This window comes from Novipirellula rosea (genome assembly GCF_039541335.1).
GTDB lineage: Bacteria > Planctomycetota > Planctomycetia > Pirellulales > Pirellulaceae > Novipirellula > Novipirellula rosea.
Window position 1 is genome coordinate 35325 of record NZ_BAABGA010000072.1, and the last position, 17372, is coordinate 52696.

Sequence of the window (17372 nt, forward strand, 5' to 3'; positions counted from 1 at the left end):
TCGAGCGGCAGGAAAAGATCCGTAACCGACGCTCTAAAGTTCCGATCCAAAGATCCGAGCGGCGGTACTAAAGAAACGGCGACGAAGCGAGTCAGGCTCTTTGCGATCATCACACTGGGACTCCATCGCGGTGTACCAATCCTCGAGCTGCTTGAGAACGCGAGGATCATGAATCGCCAGCAGCACTTCGTAGTTAAGAAAAAAGCTGCGCATGTCAAAGTTCGCCGACCCGATAAACGCGACCTCATCATCGACCAATACCGCCTTGGTATGCACGACGCCATCGTGGTACCGCAGCACACGGGCGCCCGCCTCATGCAAATCACGACTGTATTCGAATCGAGCATAATCCGCCGGCATCATGTCGCTCTCGTTGGGAAACATGATCCGAACATCGATATCGCGTCGACAAGCCATTTCGAGCGATCGCATTGCGATGGACGAAGGAATGAAGTAGGGGGTCACGATCCACACCCGCTTGGTGGCTCGTTGAATCGCCGTGATCAACAAGTCTTCCATGACTTCACCGGGCCCATCCGGACCAATCGGAATCACTTGGACACGGCTCCCACCGTCCTGTTCAGATTTCGCGGTTCCCGAATCCCCTTTTTCCAAGTCGCTTCTTTCCAAGTCGCTTCTTTTCGGGTCGTTCGTTTCCGAGTCGCTCTTTTTCGATGGCAACAACTTTGGTTCGCATTGCTTTGATTCAAAACAACCATGGCAGGGAGACTCTTCTTGCAGGTCCGCTTCATCGAGCGAATGATCTCGATTGACAAACCGCCAATCGGATTGAAACACCGCTTCGATTTGGCACGCGGCGGGCCCTGTGATTGCCACACACAGATCGACCCAAGTATCGTCATCGGGATTTTCAGTGATTTCGTACTGCACCAAGTTGGCTCCTCCGACAAGCGCTCGTTTGCCATCGGCGATCACCAGTTTTCGATGATTACGAAAATTCAAATAGGCAAACCGCGATAATCGCGAAACAGGCTTAAACGTCATCGCTTCGCCACCCGCATCACGAACGGTGTCGAGCATTTCGTCGGGCATCAAAAACGACCCCACGCCATCAACCAACAACTTCACGTCGACGCCATCTCGGGCTTTGGCCGCCAGCTTGTCCATAATTTTGTGACCCAGATCATCGTCCGCCATGATGAAGCTAAGGACGTGTAGCGACTCGGTCGCCGAGTCGATCAGCTCAAAAAGATGCTGGTACATTTCTTCGGGCTTGGCCAACAGCTTGACACAATTGCCAGGCGTCGAGGGGGCCAGTCCGCGACGAATACCAATGCTCGACAATCCACAGCGGTCGTGCACTTCGACACTTGGACAAGGTGGCATTTGCACGATGCCACGCAATTCGTGCTCGGCGGATATCTTTTTCCCGGCAAAGATCAGAAACAGGGGAAAGCCAAGCGGAGGACAGAGCAGGATAATCACGATCCAGCCAAACCGTCCGACATGCTTTCGCTCGTCATGACGCATCGCCGTCATGGCAACCAGCATCAACAAGGCACCAATAACCGATCCGACATACCACCCCACGTAGACCATCTTGTTCCCATTTGTGTTCGTTATTTATTGCCCAGTTCCAGCAGGGCGACAAAGACAAGGAGCAAAGGGCATGCCAGATGAAAGACGGGCAAATTACCGAATAAGGGGCTAATCAATGAATGATTCGCTGCCCCCCGGCGTTCGTTTTCGACCGGGCGGCTTGCACTGGACCGCTACAAAACTATCTAGTTTGTGGTGTCGCCGAGCGGGCGAGATTCACAGCGATTAGATTCGCGAGACGTATTGGCCACTCAATCGGCGGATCAGCGAACGCATTTCCAGAACGCTGATCGTGGCCATCACGCGGTGGGCGGGAAGTTCCGTTTTGACAATCACTTCATCGATCGGCGTACTCGATTCACCCACAGCCTCGAGCACCGCTCGCTCGAGTTCATTGAGCAGCAAATCAGCGCCACTGCGAATCGATTGGCCATCGCCCGCATCGATTGGGTTACACATCGGCCCAATCCCTTCGAGCACGTCTTCAATCGTTTGCACCAACTTGGCACCATCACGAATTAATTGATTACATCCGCGTGACATTCGACTGGTGACCGGACCGGGCAGTGCCAGTACCTCGCGATTCAACTCGCACGCCAAGCGGGCCGTGATCAGGGCGCCGCTACGATCCGGAGCCTCGATCACCAAGGTGGCCAGCGACATCCCGGCGATCAACCGGTTTCGCTGTGGAAACATGCCAGCGTGAGGTTTGGCATGGGGTGGATATTCGCTAATCACCGCCCCGGCAGCCGCAATCGTTTTGGCCAATCCCTTGTGCTCGCTCGGATAGATCTCGCCCAATCCGCTGCCGAGAACCGCGATCGTTCGGCCGCCACCGTTGAGTGCCCCTTCGTGGGCGGCCGAATCAATCCCGCGGGCCATCCCGCTGATCACGGTAATCCCCGCTCGTGCCATGGCATAACCAAACCGCTCGGCTTGCTTTAATCCATACGTCGTCGCGTGACGCGTCCCGACAATCGCGACAGCAAGCTCATCGGTCGCCACCAGGTTACCGCTGACAAACAGGATCGGCGGCGCGTCAGGAAGATCAAAAAGCGGTTGGGGATAATCTTCGTCCTCCGACGAGACGATCGTCACATCCTGCTCGGCACACCACTGGATGATCGCGTCGACATCAATATGGTGCGACGCGGTTCGGATCACGTGCACCAATTTGGGCCCGACCCCATGCACCGACGCCAGCTGAGCATCCGCGGCTTGCAGCGTTTTTTCCGCAGACCCAAATCGATCCAGCAGCCCCGTCAAGATCCGCGGCCCCACCCCGGGCAACATCGAAAGCCGCAGCATGGTCTTCGTTTCATCACTGACGACGCGAGATTGTCGCGGGGCTGCGTCCTGGACATCGTCGGCATAGGTCGCCGATAACGCCCCGTCGTCCTGGTGATCATCCGGATCGGGATCGTCAACTCGAATCGGAGCGTCGCCAGGTGTTCTCCCTTCACCCTCATCGGCGTTCAGCATGGGTTCGAATGCCATCAACACGCTCCTCGATCCACTTTGCCATTTTGCGATATCGTGTTTTGACCGCTAACGATTAGAAATCGGAGACGATTTCGTGTCCTTGATACGTAATCAGCGAAGCATAGATCTCCGCATCAATCTGTTCCGAAACAAAGTGGGTGCTGCCATCGGCGAGATTGATTTGCAGTCCACCTACGTGAAACGAATACGCTTCGTTATTGTTGGTCTTGTTGATCACATAAGGTCCCGAACAACTCAGCCCATCCGCCGAGAAACCGTGCATGGGAATATAGTTGCCGGGGTTAGCCCAACCGCCAAGTGAGGCTCGCGAGTTGCTGACATTCACATTGCCGCAGCCATTGTTATTGGTAGAGGGTCCAAGTCGCCCCATCACGAAATACTGGGGACGCCCCGCACACTCGACTAACAACATCGTGTTAGAGAGTCCGTCCAATACGTCACGAAATCGAGTGACTCGCGATGCATGGAACAGCCCTCGGCGATTGACTCGCGGTTTGACATAGCCTGCATCAACAATGTTTTTTGTTATCTCGCCATGAGGAACGTAATCGGTCGTTGCGGTATCCATTCCGGAACCAAGTCGATCGGGCTCGTGGTTATCAGGAGCAGAGGGACACAAATAGGTTTCTACGTGAGTGGCAATCGCATCTTTGTTGCGTACATCGTTCCAATTGACGCCAAAGTCGTAACTTTCGAACAGGGCGGTTTGCTCGACAAAGGGTAACAGCGACGCGGCCCAGGTATGGCTGCGAGGACTCGGTTGACTCTTGCGTGGCAATTGCTGATAGAGGGAATGATAGTTGTGTGACGCCAATCCGATCTGACGCAGATTATTGGAACAACTCATTCGCCGTGCTGCTTCGCGGGCGGACTGGACCGCTGGCAACAACAGTGCGACTAACACGCCGATGATCGCGATCACAACAAGCAGTTCGACCAACGTGAACCCGCTGCGAGACCGCGAACGCATGAACAGCCTAGGGAATGCCCCAACAAAGTTTCCGCAAACTGGACCTGTCGCGCGCACGTGTCACCCCCGTAACTGCGACAAATCCGAAGAAGAAAAGAGTCCACAAGCGACCTGCCGCCCATCCCCCGTGAAGCGTCAAGTATAAGGCGATCCAACGGGCAAAGTCGAGCAACAAATCAAGTTGCGTCGTAATTCGACTCGGTTATGACCGCTTCGGTTTTCGGAAAACGGTAAAAAACCTGGATTGCCACGACCAGCGAAATGGTGATCAACACCGCGCCGGCCAAAAATGGAGCTCCCGGAATCTCGACGGGAGCGGAATCGCCGGTGAAATAATTGAACAAGCCTGCGGTGAAAAAGATCGGGGCGATCACGTTTGTCAAACTGACTAATGACGTCAGCGCGCCTTGCACTTTGCCTTGATCCGAATCGCTTACCGTTCCCGAAATCAAACTTTGAATCGCCGGGCCTGCCAAACCACCGAACGAGCCGAAAATGATCAAACAGGGCATCATCCAGGCTTGATTGGCCAATCCGTATCCTGCAAACGCCACCGCTGAAATCAACGTCCCAAACAGCACTGCGTTGCGTTCGCCATAACGCTTGATAAAGGGACGGACCAAACCACCCTGAACGACAATCGCGGTAATGCCGACCAAGCCAAGTGCTTTGCCATTGGCCGCCGCATCCCAATCGAACTGGTATCCCGTGTACAGCACCCACACATTTTCCAAACCGCGTTGGGCAAGTGACTTGCACAGAAAGACGACCGTCAATCCGACCACAAACGGGTAAACCTTCAAATGGTTCAAAGTGCGGAATGGATTGCCATGAGACAACAAAAATTCACTGCGTCGTTCCTTGGGAAGCGACTCAGGCAAAACGAAGTAGCCATACAACCAATTCACCAGCGCAAGTGCCGCTGCCAAGAAAAACGGCCAGCGCAAATTGTAACTGCCGAGCAAGCCACCGAGCGCCGGACCGATCGTAAACCCGAGTCCGAACATCATCCCGACCAAACCAAAATTGCGAGCACGATTGGCGTCGGTCGAGATGTCGGCGATGTAGGCGTTTGCGGTCGTGATGCTAGCGCCCATCACTCCGGCCAGCAAACGGCCTACGAACAACCACCAAATATTGGGTGCAAAACCTTGAATCAGAAAATCGATACCGAGCCCAAACAGCGACACCAACAATATCGGACGCCGACCAAAGCGATCCGACAGCGCCCCAAGAATCGGCGCGAATAGAAACTGCATCAACGCATACATCGCGCCGATCACCCCGACATAAAAGCTAGCGCCGGACTCTTCCGCTCCGATCAATTCTTGGATCAACTCGGGCAACACAGGAATCACGATTCCGATGCCAAGAATATCAATAAACAGCGTCAGCAGGATAAAGGCGATCGCCGCTTTGCGTTTCGGATGCGGTAGCGGCGATCCGGGATCATCCGAATCTGACAAATCGTTTTTCAAGTCGCTCAATGAAGTCTCGTGGTTTTACAGAGGCTTACAATTGCCCCTTGAATGGATTCAATAAGTTTGTCGCGATGCCGTTTTTGACGATACAGGATTTAGCAATACAATCGCGTCAATCGGTCATGCTTTAGGATACAGCGGTGAACCAACGAGCGACGTCACGCAGCCCTTCGTTTGGATCGTGCTTGGGCCAATACTCGAGCCCCACGTAACCGTCGTACTCGCTTGATTGAATCGCGGCGAAAATTTGCTCGTAATTCAATTCGCCCACGGTCAACTCATGACGCCCTGGGTTTCCCGCGGCATGAAAGTGCCCAATCTTGTCGATATTCTGCATCAGATTATGGATGACGTGTCCCTCACTGATCTGTTGGTGATAGATGTCAAACACCACTTTCACACGCGAGCTGTTGACAGCATCGATAATTTCAAACGCTTCGTCACTGCGGACAAGATAGTACCCAGCATGATCGACCAATTCGTTCAGCGGCTCGATCACAAGCGTGACGCCAGCCGCTTCGAGCATCGGGGCGGCCGCCTTTAATCCATCGATCAGCGATTGGTGCTGCTCTTGACGCGACACGCCGGGGCGAAAGTCGCCGACCTGTGAAATCAACACGGGACAATCAAGCTGTTTCGCTGCCGCGATCGATGCTTCGAGCCCGGCCAAATATTCGCTGCGTTTTTCGGGATCCACCAACGAAATAAACTTGGTGCAGCAGGCCGAAATCGACATGCCATTGGCGTCGCGGTGTTGGATCAATTCGTCGAGATTTTTCTCCCACCAACACCAGAACTCAAACGCCTTGATTCCCGCATCGGCCACGGACTTGACCGCGTCACCCAACGGAACATTCTCGAAAACGGCGTCGATACAGACAGAGGGTTTCAGTTGGTTTGGCATGAATCCGAATTACCTAATTTTGAATTTCAAAGTCGACGATTGGGGGGCGACTCCCGAATGCGACTCGCTTTGCGGCCGCTGAAACCCGCGGCTCGCGTTGGGGGGCAACCGCGTCGGGAGACAATCGAGCTCCGCTCTAAATCCACTTGCGACGCGACATCCCCCTGTTTTCATTCCAACAAGGGCTTTCAAAACATCGTGGCTAGCGGGCGAGTGAATCGCCAGAGTCTACACGAATGCCGACAGCACGCACGAGGGTGCAGCCACTAGGGGGTGGGCAACTCGACGACCAATTTCGGAGCTTCGGCCGGATCGCGTTCGCGGCTGGAAAACGCCAACAAGCTGTTATCCGCCTGCCCGCCAGCGAGAATCAGCGTCACGGAGCGGCTCTTAGCACTCCGCAAAAACTCGGTCAGCACTTCACCTCCGATCGACACCAGACGATCATTGCGGTTCTCCTTGGCGGTCAATTTCGCCTCGGCCAACACAGGCAGCGAGTCCAATCCCCGCTTGGAATACGAGTTCCCCCATGTCAACGCAAAGCGACCCGATTCTTGCCAGCGCTCGGCCGCCGGCGTGTCCACGCCATACAAACGCAACGTTGCATCGGAAGGCCACTCGTCGCTGGGTAGCGTGAGCACCAATTTTGCATCCTGTATCTTACTTCGATCCTTTCCGATCGCCGCGAGATCAAATCGCATGTAGGCATGTTCCAGCTCGGCGCCATTTCGCGTCTGCACCGCAACGCCTGGATTTGTCCCCATCGGATCGCCGCCCCCGGCACCACGACGGACTGACGAATCGGCTCCGTTGCCATCAGCAGAACTGATGGTGATCGCGTTGACGGGAATCGAGGACGACTTGGGTTCGGGAACGGCTGCCGCGGCAGGCACCACATTTTTCATTGAAGCCGAATCGGGTGGCACGTCCGCCAACTTCTCGCGCATGGTCTCCTGTTTGGGAGAGTCTGGTTTCGTGACCGGCGCCGACGACTGCGGCGCCGCGACTTCGGCCTTCGCTGGCGGCTTGGCCGACGGTTGCTTTGCCCTGTTCTGGTTATTGCTGTTCTGGTTATTGCCGTTCCGGTTGCCGCCGCCCGCTTTCTTGTTGTTTTTTTTCGCAGACGCCTCTTTTTTCGCAGGAGGCGAGTCGACTTTTTGGACCGCAGGCTTGGCGTCGTTGGGCTTTGGCTTTGCTGCAGCAGACGCCGCTGGCACGGCGGACTGGGCGACCGGTGATGGGGCACTCGATCCGCTTCCAACGAACACATAGATCGCCACCACGATCAACAGCAATGCCAAGACGGCGATGGCAATGAACGGCCCCACCAGCTTCCAGTCAATATTAGTTTCGGCGGGCGCCGTTTTCGCAGCGGGTCGCTTCGCCGCCGCACTCAGCGGACCTTGGGTCGCCGGGGCGGTCATCGGACTTGGCATCGCCGCCGGAGTCGCTGGCATCGAGGGAAAGGCAAACGGATCGGGAACCTCCTCGGTGACCACTTCGATCGAACTATCACCAAAGATATCGTCGTTCTGTTTTTTGCTGACGACTTCGCTCAAGCCAAGCTGCAATTTATTGATCGCTTGCGCCACTTCGGATTTGGCATGACACTCGACCTCGACACGCTGCAATTCTTCGAGCAACAAGCTTGCCGACGCAGGCCGCTCACGGGCCTCTTTCGCCAACAAACGATGGACCAAGTCCGCAAGCGGTGCGGGGATCTCGGGGTTCAGTTCGCGGATGGGCTTGGGTTTGTGCGATAAAATCGCGACCAATTGCCCCGAGACCGACGAAGACGCAAGCGGCAATCGTCCGGTACACAACTCGTACAAGACCACCCCGAGACTGTACAGATCGCTTCGATCATCCAAGGGATCCGTCCGCGCCTGTTCAGGCGACAAGTACCCCGGCGTGCCGATCACCGAACCAGTACCAGCAAGCCGATCCACCGGAGTCTGTGCGAGTGCCAGACCGAAATCGAGAATCTTGATGCGATCGTTTCCCTCTTCGATCCAAATATTCGCGGGCTTGATATCGCGATGGACAATTTGCTTGGCGTGGGCAGCGGCTAGCCCGCGAGTGATCTGTTTGGCGAAGTCGAGTATTTTTTCGAAACCCAGCTGCGTCTTGTTCAAGTTCAGTGCTTCGAGCGTCTGCCCTTTAAGCAATTCCATTGCCATAAACGGGGTGCCGTTGCGTTCGCCGACTTCAAAGATCACCACGACATTGTCGTGATGAACCGCCGCCATCGCACGAGCTTCTTCGATAAATCGAGCCCGGCTGTTAGGGGTCGCCGCGATCTTTTTGTTCATCACCTTCAAGGCGACGGTGCGTTTCAGACGCGTGTCCTCGGCGCGGAAAACGTATCCCATTCCCCCCTTACCCAACTCACTGATCACTCGATACGAACCGAGCATCCCCAGATCATCCGGTTGCGATGCAGGAGCGAGAAAGTCGTAGACTTGCTGAGTCGTTTTCATAAATTCGCGGTAGGAACGATAAGTTTCTTGTATCCATCCGGGCGGGTTAGTTTAACACGCAAAGCAGTAAATGTGTGCAGGGGACCGGAAAACCCCAGTCTAAATCCCCCGCAAATCGCTTGCTCTGATAAATCGAGGCAATCGGCAGCATCGCAGCATCCTGTCTGACCAGGGCGAGCTGCCACTCCTAGTTTACATTCCATTTCAGAAATTCAGAATGCAAACGACATGCCAGCTCCAACTCGCGTCACGGAGGCGGGGGACCGAAACCAAAGAATTCAACGTAGTGATCCCTCGACATGTTGTCGACGCTGCCCTGGCCAACGATACTGTGAAACCTCCTTGAGCGGCAAAAACCCCCTCAACGGGACACCGATTGACGCTCCAGCTACGGTTCCTCCGCGTAAGGACGGTTCCACTGCGTTCTCGTTCGCCAGTCACTCTCGCTTGCCTGTTTCGCATCCGAGCCTTGCCCCGCATCCACCCGTGGCCTGAAAACCAACCTTGTCCTGACACCTTACCTGTACCTCTTTCCATTCCCTTCACCCCAAGTATCAAGATGAAAAAGCGGCTTAGCCTCACAATCGCCAGCCTTTGCCTGGCATGGCTCCCCTTCGGTTCGCGGCCTGCGGACGCCTTGGATTCCAACCCCACCGACAACGCCAACCAATTGACCGAGTCCGAGAAACGCAGCGGGTGGGAACTGCTGTTTGATGGATCGAGCACCGACGGATGGCGAAACTACAAACGCGATGGCGTTTCGGATGGCTGGAAGGTCGAAGACGGAGCCTTGATCCGTCACAGCAAGGGTGCTGGAGACCTGATCACCGAGGAAAAATTCGACACGTTCGAGCTTTCGCTGCAATACAAGATCAGCAAAGAGGGCAACAGTGGGCTGATGTTCCATGTTGTCGAAGGCGATGGACGCCCGTACTACACCGGCCCCGAAATTCAGATCCAAGACAACAAGGACGGGCACGATCCGCAAAAGGCGGGCTGGCTGTACCAACTCTACAAACCCGGCAATGCTCCTGGCGAAGACACTCCGATTGACGCCACCCGCCCGGCTGGCCAATGGAATGAACTGTACTTGCGTATCGCTAACGACCAGTGCAGCGTCTGCATGAACGGCGTGCGATATTACAACTTCAAACTCGGCGACAAGACCTGGAAGGACCGTGTAGCCGCAAGCAAGTTCGCCAAGTGGGAGGGCTTCGGCGAAGCGGGCAAAGGCCATCTCTGTCTGCAGGACCACGGCGACGTGGTGGCGTACCGCAATATCAAGGTCCGTCGACTCACGGATGGCCAACCTGTCAAGCAACCGATCGACGGAAAACTTGGCATGAAGAGCGTCTTGGCATTCCCAAATTTGCAGTGGGATCAATGGGAAGCCGTCGACGACGCCGGCCAAGTTCGCCCCTTGCGTTTGATCGAACTGACCTATGCCAAAGATATGCCAGAGCGGCTTTACACCATCTCGCAACGTGGCATGATCTGGACGTTCGAAAACAAGCCAGACGTCACCGAGTCCCAGCTCGTGCTGGATTTGCGTGACAAAGTTTACGACTGGCAAAAACGAGGCGCAAACGAACAAGGGCTGCTGGGGCTCGCGATGCACCCCGAGTTCAAAACGAACCAAAAGTTCTATGTCTACTACTCGTTGGCGGATGCAAAAAAGTCGATCATTTCTTGCTTCACAATGTCCAAGGACAATCCCCATCAAGCCGATCCTGAATCCGAAGTGGTGTTGATGGAGATCGACCAACCGTTCCAAAATCACAATGGTGGCAGCATCGAATTTGGTCCTGATGGCTTTTTGTATATCGGACTCGGCGACGGCGGACTTCGCAACGATCCGCACTCCGCCGGCCAAGATCTCGGCAAGATTCTCGGCAAGATCCTACGGATCGATGTCGACAACGCGGGCAACGGCAAAGCCTATGCGATCCCCGCAGACAACCCGTTCGTGAAAACCTCGGGCGCGTTGCCGGAAATCTATGCCTATGGACTTCGCAATCCATGGCGAATCGCGTTTGACCCCGCCTCGGGTCGCCTGTGGGCCGGCGATGTCGGGCAAGAATTGTGGGAAGAAGTCGACGTGATCACCAAAGGCGGCAACTATGGCTGGAGCAGCCGAGAAGGAACGCATCCGTTTGGCAACCAACCGGTTCCCGAAAGTGGCAGCGAACCGATCGAGCCGGTATGGGAATACGATCACGAGATCGGCAAATCGATCACGGGAGGCCGTGTTTATCGCAGTGATCGCAATGCGGATCTGAAGGGCAAGTACATCTACGCCGACTACGTCACCGGCAGCGTATGGGCATTGTCGTACGATCCGGAAACGGGCAAAGCAACCCGCAACGATCAAGTCCTTCCCGACAGCATCCCGGTGCTGGCGTTCGGGCAAGATGCAGCGGGCGAGGTCTATTACCTGACCAACAGCGTCCGCGGCGAGTGCATCTACCGCTTCGACGCAGCCAAGTAAGCAACACTTTAGCCCCGTGCCTGCGTCGAGGGGAACGGCCTGAGAGGCCCAGGATGCGAAGCAAATAACCTAGCGTAGTGGATCTTGCTAAAGATCCTGCATGCGGGATCTTTAGCAAGATCCACTACGAAGAGGCTTATGTTACGAAAAAAGCCGAGTCGTTTGACTCGGCTTTCACGCGTGCGGGCTGCTTACGACTACAGAATGTCGAGCAATTCGACTTCAAAGACGAGCACTTCATTGGGGCCAATCGCCCCCTGGCTGCCGCGTTCGCCGTAGGCCAGTTCCGAAGGGATGTAAAGCATCCACTTCGATCCCACCTTCATTTGCTGAAGCGCCATCTGCCAGCCTTGGATGACTTGGCCGACCATGAATTCCGCGGGGGTTCCGCGAGCGACCGAGCTGTCAAAGACCGTGCCATCGATCAGTTTGCCGGTGTAGTGAACCTTGACCTTGTCCGATGCGGTGGGCGAGGCACCTTTGCCTTCTTTGATCACCGAATACTGAACGCCACCTTCAAGAGTTTTCACTCCTTCTTTCTTGGCGTTCTGCTCAAGCCATAGCTTGCCCTTTTCTTTGTTTCGCAGCATTGCTTCTTCTTGGCGTTGGCGAAGCATCGTTTCCATCTTGCCTTGGACTTCACGCAATTGGTCATCGCCCATGGCAGGCTCGTTGCTGGCCAATCCATCTTTCAGACCCGCAATCAGCGTTTCGAAATTCATGTCTTCGGCTTGGAAGCCTTGGTTACTCATTTGCTGGCCGAGCGAAACGCCCAAGAAATAGCCGATTTCGTCAGCCTGTTTTTCGTATTTTCGCGGCGCATCTTCTGTTTTAGCGGCGTCGTCTTGTGCCATAGTCGAACTCGTCATTAGTGAAAGAGAGACGAGAGCCAACCCGCCAAACTGTAAAAAGGATTTTGTTGCATTCATCAGGTGGGACATTGGTAGGGTTCCTGCGTTTGATAGAAAGGTCATCGACGTGCTTTATACAAAAGCGACTCGAGTTGTGTTACCACGCATCCGAGAGATTCACGCGGCATCGACCGAGATTGCGTTACGGTGCAAATACGATTGCGGCAATTACCATGCCGCCAATCACGGCCGCCACCAACACCAACCGGCCCCAACTGACCTCGGGATTGGTCGCTCGGTTCAGCCGGTCACTGATTTGCTGCTCGAGGATTTGGCGTCCCTTTTCGGTGACCGATTCCGCCGCCACATCCCCCCCTAACGCATCGGGAAGCAACTCCGCGTGCAAATCGTACTTTTCGCCCAACTGCAGCATCACTCCTTGGACCGAGCGAGCGTTGAAGGGACGATCGTCGGGCAATTTCTGCAGCAATTGGTCGATGACCTCGTCGAGTTCGGGGGGGCATTCGGGCAGCAGATCGCGAACTCGCGGCGGTTTGGCACGCAGATGCTGCTCGAACAATTGAGCAAAATTCTCGCCCAAAAACGGCTTCCGACCCGTCAACATCTCAAACAAACAGCACCCCAGGGCGTACAGATCGGTCTTACCCGAAATCATCGCGTCCCCGGTAATCTGCTCAGGCGACATGTAGGCGTGAGTGCCGACGGTCAGCCCGGTGGTCGTGATATCGTTGTCGTGCAAATCGCGGGCGATTCCAAAATCGCCTAATTTGACGACCGCAGACTTGGTCAGAAAGAGATTGCCGGGCTTCAAATCGCGGTGAATGACCCCGTGATTGTGAGCACACTGCAGCGCCGAACAGATTTGCCGAGCGACATCGACAACCACTTGCCAAACAAGTCGTCCTCGCGTCTCGAGCAATTCACCGACCGTCCCCCCTTCGACCAGCTCCATGATGTAATAGAGCTGACCGTCGTCGGCTTCGCCTCCACCGAAGGAGGCGATGATGTTGGGGTGACGCAAGCGTTCCAGAATCGTGACTTCACGGCGAAAGCGAGCTCGGATCAGCTTGTCACGGCTAACACCGGGGTGCAATTTCTTGATGGCAACCCGCTCGCCGGTCTCTTTTTCCGTCGCCTCGTAAATCGTACCGACGGTGCCGACACCCAAAATGGTCCCAAGCACGTAATCGGTGATTTGCGGAGAAGGCACGTCGATTTTCGCTTAACCGTCCTTAGACAGCGATCTTTTCGATCTTGACACGCGTGTGAATTTGGCGATGTCCCGTACGACGCTTGCTGTGCTTGCGCCGGCGAAACTTCTGGATATAGATCTTCTTGTCTTTCTTAGGGCCAATCACCGATGCGGTAACCGAGGCACCATCCAAAGTGGGCGAACCAAGCTTCAAACCGTCGTCAGCGCTAACCGCGAGGACTTTCTCGAAGGTAATTTCGGAACCTTGGGAAAGATCGCGGAAGTCAATGTCAACTTCCATGCCAGGTTCGACGCGGTATTGGCGGCCACCATCTACAACGATAGCGTACATTTATGCACTCTCAAGTGAATTCAAGCGTAAGGGCGTTTTGTCGAGCCGCGTAGTGTATCGATCGATTCACGCCACGTACAGGCCTGTGTTACGCTACAGCCGACTATTTTTCCGCCGTCGTCGCACAAACGAAGCATTTGGGCGGATCAGGCAACCTAATCCTCCCATCGCGTCCCCGAATTTAGCCCAATCCGCCACCGAATTTCCTTCCGCCGGCCCCTCGATCTCGCCGCCCCCCGCCACATCCTGGGCTCCTTGGATTACCATACCCACTGGTTAACGCGAATGAATCTTCTCTTCATCGCCAAGCCGCGATCCGCCCATCCCCCCACCGGTTGAACGCAAGAACCGCTTTACCGCAAGGAACCGAAAACTCCATGTTGCTCCATTGCTCCTCGATTCGATCGACCTGCTGCAAGCGACTTGTCGCCCTAATCCTTGTCTTTGCGGGAACCGTCTTGGCGGGAACAATGCTGGCCATCCCCGCTGCGACCGCCGCGGATCGACCCAACTTTGTCTGGATCATGTCCGAGGACAACTCGAAACATTATCTGCGACATTTCGATCCTGACGGGGCGCCCGCGCCCAATATCGAAGCGTTGGCCGAGCATGGCATCACGTTTGACCGCGCCTTTTCGTGCGCCCCGGTCTGCTCGGTGGCCCGCACCACGCTGATCACCGCCTGTTATGCACCGCGGATTGGCACCCAATTTCACCGCCGCTCGAAAATGGCGGCGATGCCCGAGGGACTTAAAATGTTCCCGGCCTACCTGCACGATGCCGGCTACTACACGACCAACAACAGCAAGGAAGATTACAACGCCCAGAAGTCGCCAGACACTTGGAATGAATCGTCCAGAAAGGCGAGCTGGAAAAAACGACCTGACAAGTCGATGCCGTTTTTCCATGTGGTGACCACTGGATTGTCACACGAAGGGCAGCTGCATTTCCCAGAAAAGGCGATGGCCACTCCGACGCAAACCAATCCTGCGTCGGTCAAATTGCAACCGTACTTCCCTGACACCGACACCTTCCGCTACACCCGAGCCAGCTATCACGACCGCATGACGGCGATCGACAAGGCGGTTGGCGATGTCGTCCAGGAACTGCGATCTGACGGTCAACTTGAAAACACGTTCATCTTTTACTTTGGTGATCACGGTGGCGTTCTGCCTCGCTCCAAAGGCTACACCTACGAAGCCGGGCTGCATGTCCCGCTTGTCGTTCGCGTCCCCGAGCGATGGAAAGACTTGGTCTCGCGAGAGGCCGGATCTCGCACCAATGGCTTTGTCGAGTTTGTCGACTTTGGCCCCACCGTTTTGAACCTCGCCGGAATCGATGTCCCTAGCGGCGTCGATGGCAAAGCGTTTTTGGGCGACGGAATTGACGCCGCCGAAGTCGACGCTCGCAACGAGACGTTCGGTTACGCCGATCGCTTTGATGAAAAATATGACTTGGTTCGCACGCTGCGAATCGGCAACATCAAATACATGCGTCACTTCGAACCGTATTATCCCGACGGACTGCAAAACAATTATCGCTACAAGATGCTCGCCTACCAACAATGGCGACAATTGCACGGCGAAGGAAAACTGAACGAAGTGCAAAGCCAATTCTTTCGCCCCAAAGCGGTCGAAGCGATTTATGACTTAGAGCATGATCCGCACGAGACCCGCAATTTGGCGAGCGATCCGAATACGCAGACGATTTTGAAAAAGATGCGGGCTCGACTGGACCAGCGACTTAAATCGATGCCCGACCTGAGTTTTATCCCCGAAGCAGTGCTGTACGAATCGGCAATGGGGAACCCAACCGCGTTTGGCCAGCAGAACAAGACTCGCATTGCCAAGCTGATCGACACCGCAAATCTAGCGTTATCGCCATTCGATGAATCGGAGGCACAATTACGCAAAGCGATTTCGAGTGACGATTCCTGGGTTCGCTATTGGGGCTTGGTGGCAGCATCTAGCATCGGACCGGACGCCAAGCCGTTGACGAGTCTTGCCAAGAACCATCTATCCGACAAAGAACCGCTGGTCGCGCTACGGGCGATCGAGTTCATGGCATTGATGAGCGACGAAGACATCCGTCCCCAGCTCTATCAAACGATCGAGCGTGCGAGTAACGAGCCTGAACTGCTGCAAATCCTTAACACTGCAGCCTACCTGAACGATTTCTTTGGCGATCGATTCACGATTGACGTAGAAAAGGTGAAATCAAGCATCAAGCTGAGCAAGAAAGGCGAAATCAAAGATCGCCTGGACTATTTCTCGTCAAAGTGATGTGCCGCGCGAGACGACGCAGCAGAGCACTCACCAAAATTTCCACCAAGGTTTCTTCGGTGGCGGGGGTGTCGCTCGCATTCCCAACACGCCGTACTCGTCGCCGTCACCCGATCGCACTTGAGCCACTTTGACCATGGACGCATCGATCAGCTTGGTTAATAGCGGCATCGTCGAATCGTTCTTGCGAACATGCAACTTGCATTTAAATTGTTTGGATGCCGCCATCATCGCCGAGATCGCTTGACGCGGCCCGGGAGTGTCGCCGAAATCAGTGATCACAAATGTGCCGGTCCCTTTTTTGTGGCCCTGCACTTCGGCAAATTTGTAATGGCCTTGCTCCGCGTCGAGCTCATCCCAGCCGTGATACTCCTCCTGCATCTTGACTCTCCACCTGTTGAGTCTGCCGAACTCTTCGCAGCCGCGTCCAACTCAAAACGCTGCCAAGGATTCGCTAAGGAAATAGTGGCGGACGCCGCGCGCTCGCCCTCGATGACATCTATCATCCTTAGGCCTGCCCCTTTAATGCAAGCGAATCCGAGGGCGACCCGATCACTTCACGGCAAAATTAACGTGGACAGATCAACACTGTACCAATTGACCATCGCGAAGCTCGCGGCTTTGCTGAAGCGCCTCGGCAAGCGAGTGGCTGTGGGTGACGACGACCAAGATAACGCCCCGGCTGGTCGGTAAATCAAGCAGCAACTCGGTGACCGAGTCCGCAGTGCGGCGGTCCAAATTGCCGGTTGGCTCGTCCGCCAAGACCAACGAGGGCTGCATCAGCAGCGCCCGGGCGATCGCGACTCGCTCTCGTTCGCCCCCGGACAGCTCGCTGGGCAGATGAGCTCGACGATCGACCAAACCGACACTTTCAAGCAAATGTTCGGCATGCTGAAAACGTTCGGCCGCAGGGCTTCCCTGCGCCAATGCGGGGACCAACACGTTTTCGAGCACGGACAATTGCGGCAACAAATGATGGTCTTGAAAGACAAATCCGACGTGCTGGTTGCGAAACCCTGCCAGCTCTTTCTCGTTTAAGGCAAACGGATCCTGACCATCAATGCGAACGGTGCCCTGATCGGGATGGTCAAGCGTCCCGAGAATTTGCAGCAGCGTACTTTTCCCACAACCGCTCGGGCCTACGATCGCAAGCGAGTCGCCGCCGGCCAGCGACAGCGACACGTTGCTGAGCACCTGCAGCGGGTCGCCCGCCGTTGGATACGACTTCGAGAGATTTTCGACCTGCAAAGAAGTGTCGGTAAGAGGCGTCGTCACGGTTGTTGCTCCC

Annotated in this window: 13 protein-coding genes; 2 read left to right on the forward strand and 11 right to left on the reverse strand. The window is 55.4% G+C overall.

Annotated elements, in window-relative coordinates; translation table 11 throughout:
* Positions 1-33: 33 nt before the first annotated feature.
* The 6 genes from ABD971_RS25475 to ABD971_RS25500 form a co-directional block, all read right to left on the reverse strand.
* Positions 34-1560, reverse strand: a complete 1527-nt coding sequence (locus tag ABD971_RS25475) for a phospholipase D-like domain-containing protein (RefSeq protein ID WP_345326701.1) — start codon at positions 1558-1560, stop codon at positions 34-36.
* A gap of 225 nt (positions 1561-1785) precedes the next feature.
* Positions 1786-3057: a DNA-processing protein DprA gene (gene dprA, locus ABD971_RS25480; protein ID WP_345326702.1), complete on the reverse strand. Its 1272-nt coding sequence runs from the start codon at positions 3055-3057 to the stop codon at positions 1786-1788.
* A gap of 58 nt (positions 3058-3115) precedes the next feature.
* Positions 3116-4033 carry a DUF1559 family PulG-like putative transporter gene (locus ABD971_RS25485; protein WP_345326703.1) on the reverse strand — a complete coding sequence of 306 codons (918 nt, stop codon included), beginning with the start codon at positions 4031-4033 and terminating at the stop codon, positions 3116-3118.
* 176 nt (positions 4034-4209) lie between these two features.
* Positions 4210-5520 (reverse strand): TCR/Tet family MFS transporter, encoded by a 1311-nt coding sequence (locus ABD971_RS25490; RefSeq protein WP_345326704.1) that lies wholly within the window; start codon positions 5518-5520, stop codon positions 4210-4212.
* A gap of 121 nt (positions 5521-5641) precedes the next feature.
* Positions 5642-6418 (reverse strand): hydroxypyruvate isomerase family protein, encoded by a 777-nt coding sequence (locus tag ABD971_RS25495; RefSeq protein ID WP_345326705.1) that lies wholly within the window; start codon positions 6416-6418, stop codon positions 5642-5644.
* A 266-nt stretch (positions 6419-6684) separates the two neighbouring features.
* Entirely contained in the window at positions 6685-8898 is a 2214-nt protein-coding gene (locus tag ABD971_RS25500; protein ID WP_345326706.1) for a protein kinase domain-containing protein, read from the reverse strand.
* A gap of 559 nt (positions 8899-9457) precedes the next feature.
* Between ABD971_RS25500 and ABD971_RS25505 the strand changes: the two genes are divergently transcribed.
* On the forward strand, positions 9458-11386 hold the full coding sequence (locus ABD971_RS25505) for a 3-keto-alpha-glucoside-1,2-lyase-like domain-containing protein (protein ID WP_345326707.1): 1929 nt from the start codon (positions 9458-9460) through the stop codon (positions 11384-11386).
* Positions 11387-11583: 197 nt separating this feature from the next.
* Here ABD971_RS25505 and bamJ read toward each other — a convergent pair whose 3' ends face one another.
* From bamJ to rplU, 3 genes are all read right to left on the reverse strand, one after another.
* Positions 11584-12240 carry a BamJ family beta-barrel-assembly machinery protein gene (gene bamJ / locus ABD971_RS25510; protein WP_339938586.1) on the reverse strand — a complete coding sequence of 219 codons (657 nt, stop codon included), beginning with the start codon at positions 12238-12240 and terminating at the stop codon, positions 11584-11586.
* Positions 12241-12439: 199 nt separating this feature from the next.
* Positions 12440-13468 (reverse strand): serine/threonine protein kinase, encoded by a 1029-nt coding sequence (locus ABD971_RS25515; protein WP_339938588.1) that lies wholly within the window; start codon positions 13466-13468, stop codon positions 12440-12442.
* A 22-nt stretch (positions 13469-13490) separates the two neighbouring features.
* Positions 13491-13802: a 50S ribosomal protein L21 gene (gene rplU / locus ABD971_RS25520; RefSeq protein WP_008706265.1), complete on the reverse strand. Its 312-nt coding sequence runs from the start codon at positions 13800-13802 to the stop codon at positions 13491-13493.
* Between the two features lie 377 nt (positions 13803-14179).
* Here rplU and ABD971_RS25525 point away from each other — a divergent pair, with 377 nt between their 5' ends.
* Positions 14180-16084 (forward strand): sulfatase-like hydrolase/transferase, encoded by a 1905-nt coding sequence (locus ABD971_RS25525; RefSeq protein WP_345326708.1) that lies wholly within the window; start codon positions 14180-14182, stop codon positions 16082-16084.
* Positions 16085-16114: 30 nt separating this feature from the next.
* On the opposite strand, the gene ABD971_RS25530 is transcribed toward ABD971_RS25525, so the two are convergent.
* Together ABD971_RS25530 and ABD971_RS25535 are read right to left on the reverse strand one after the other, a co-directional pair.
* Entirely contained in the window at positions 16115-16465 is a 351-nt protein-coding gene (locus ABD971_RS25530) for a hypothetical protein (protein ID WP_339938595.1), read from the reverse strand.
* A 201-nt stretch (positions 16466-16666) separates the two neighbouring features.
* Complete coding sequence (locus ABD971_RS25535; RefSeq protein WP_345326709.1) at positions 16667-17359, reverse strand: ABC transporter ATP-binding protein; 693 nt, start codon at positions 17357-17359, stop codon at positions 16667-16669.
* Positions 17360-17372: the final 13 nt, after the last annotated feature.

Bases quoted from the DNA above. Each gene is read 5' to 3' on its own strand.
- ABD971_RS25475 (WP_345326701.1), bottom strand. From the start codon at position 1,560: ATGGTCTACGTGGGGTGGTATGTCGGATCGGTTATTGGTGCCTTGTTG.
- dprA (WP_345326702.1), bottom strand. From the start codon at position 3,057: ATGGCATTCGAACCCATGCTGAACGCCGATGAGGGTGAAGGGAGAACA.
- ABD971_RS25485 (WP_345326703.1), bottom strand. From the start codon at position 4,033: ATGCGTTCGCGGTCTCGCAGCGGGTTCACGTTGGTCGAACTGCTTGTT.
- ABD971_RS25495 (WP_345326705.1), bottom strand. From the start codon at position 6,418: ATGCCAAACCAACTGAAACCCTCTGTCTGTATCGACGCCGTTTTCGAG.
- ABD971_RS25500 (WP_345326706.1), bottom strand. From the start codon at position 8,898: ATGAAAACGACTCAGCAAGTCTACGACTTTCTCGCTCCTGCATCGCAA.
- ABD971_RS25505 (WP_345326707.1), top strand. From the start codon at position 9,458: ATGAAAAAGCGGCTTAGCCTCACAATCGCCAGCCTTTGCCTGGCATGG.
- bamJ (WP_339938586.1), bottom strand. From the start codon at position 12,240: ATGGCACAAGACGACGCCGCTAAAACAGAAGATGCGCCGCGAAAATAC.
- rplU (WP_008706265.1), bottom strand. From the start codon at position 13,802: ATGTACGCTATCGTTGTAGATGGTGGCCGCCAATACCGCGTCGAACCT.
- ABD971_RS25525 (WP_345326708.1), top strand. From the start codon at position 14,180: ATGTTGCTCCATTGCTCCTCGATTCGATCGACCTGCTGCAAGCGACTT.
- ABD971_RS25530 (WP_339938595.1), bottom strand. From the start codon at position 16,465: ATGCAGGAGGAGTATCACGGCTGGGATGAGCTCGACGCGGAGCAAGGC.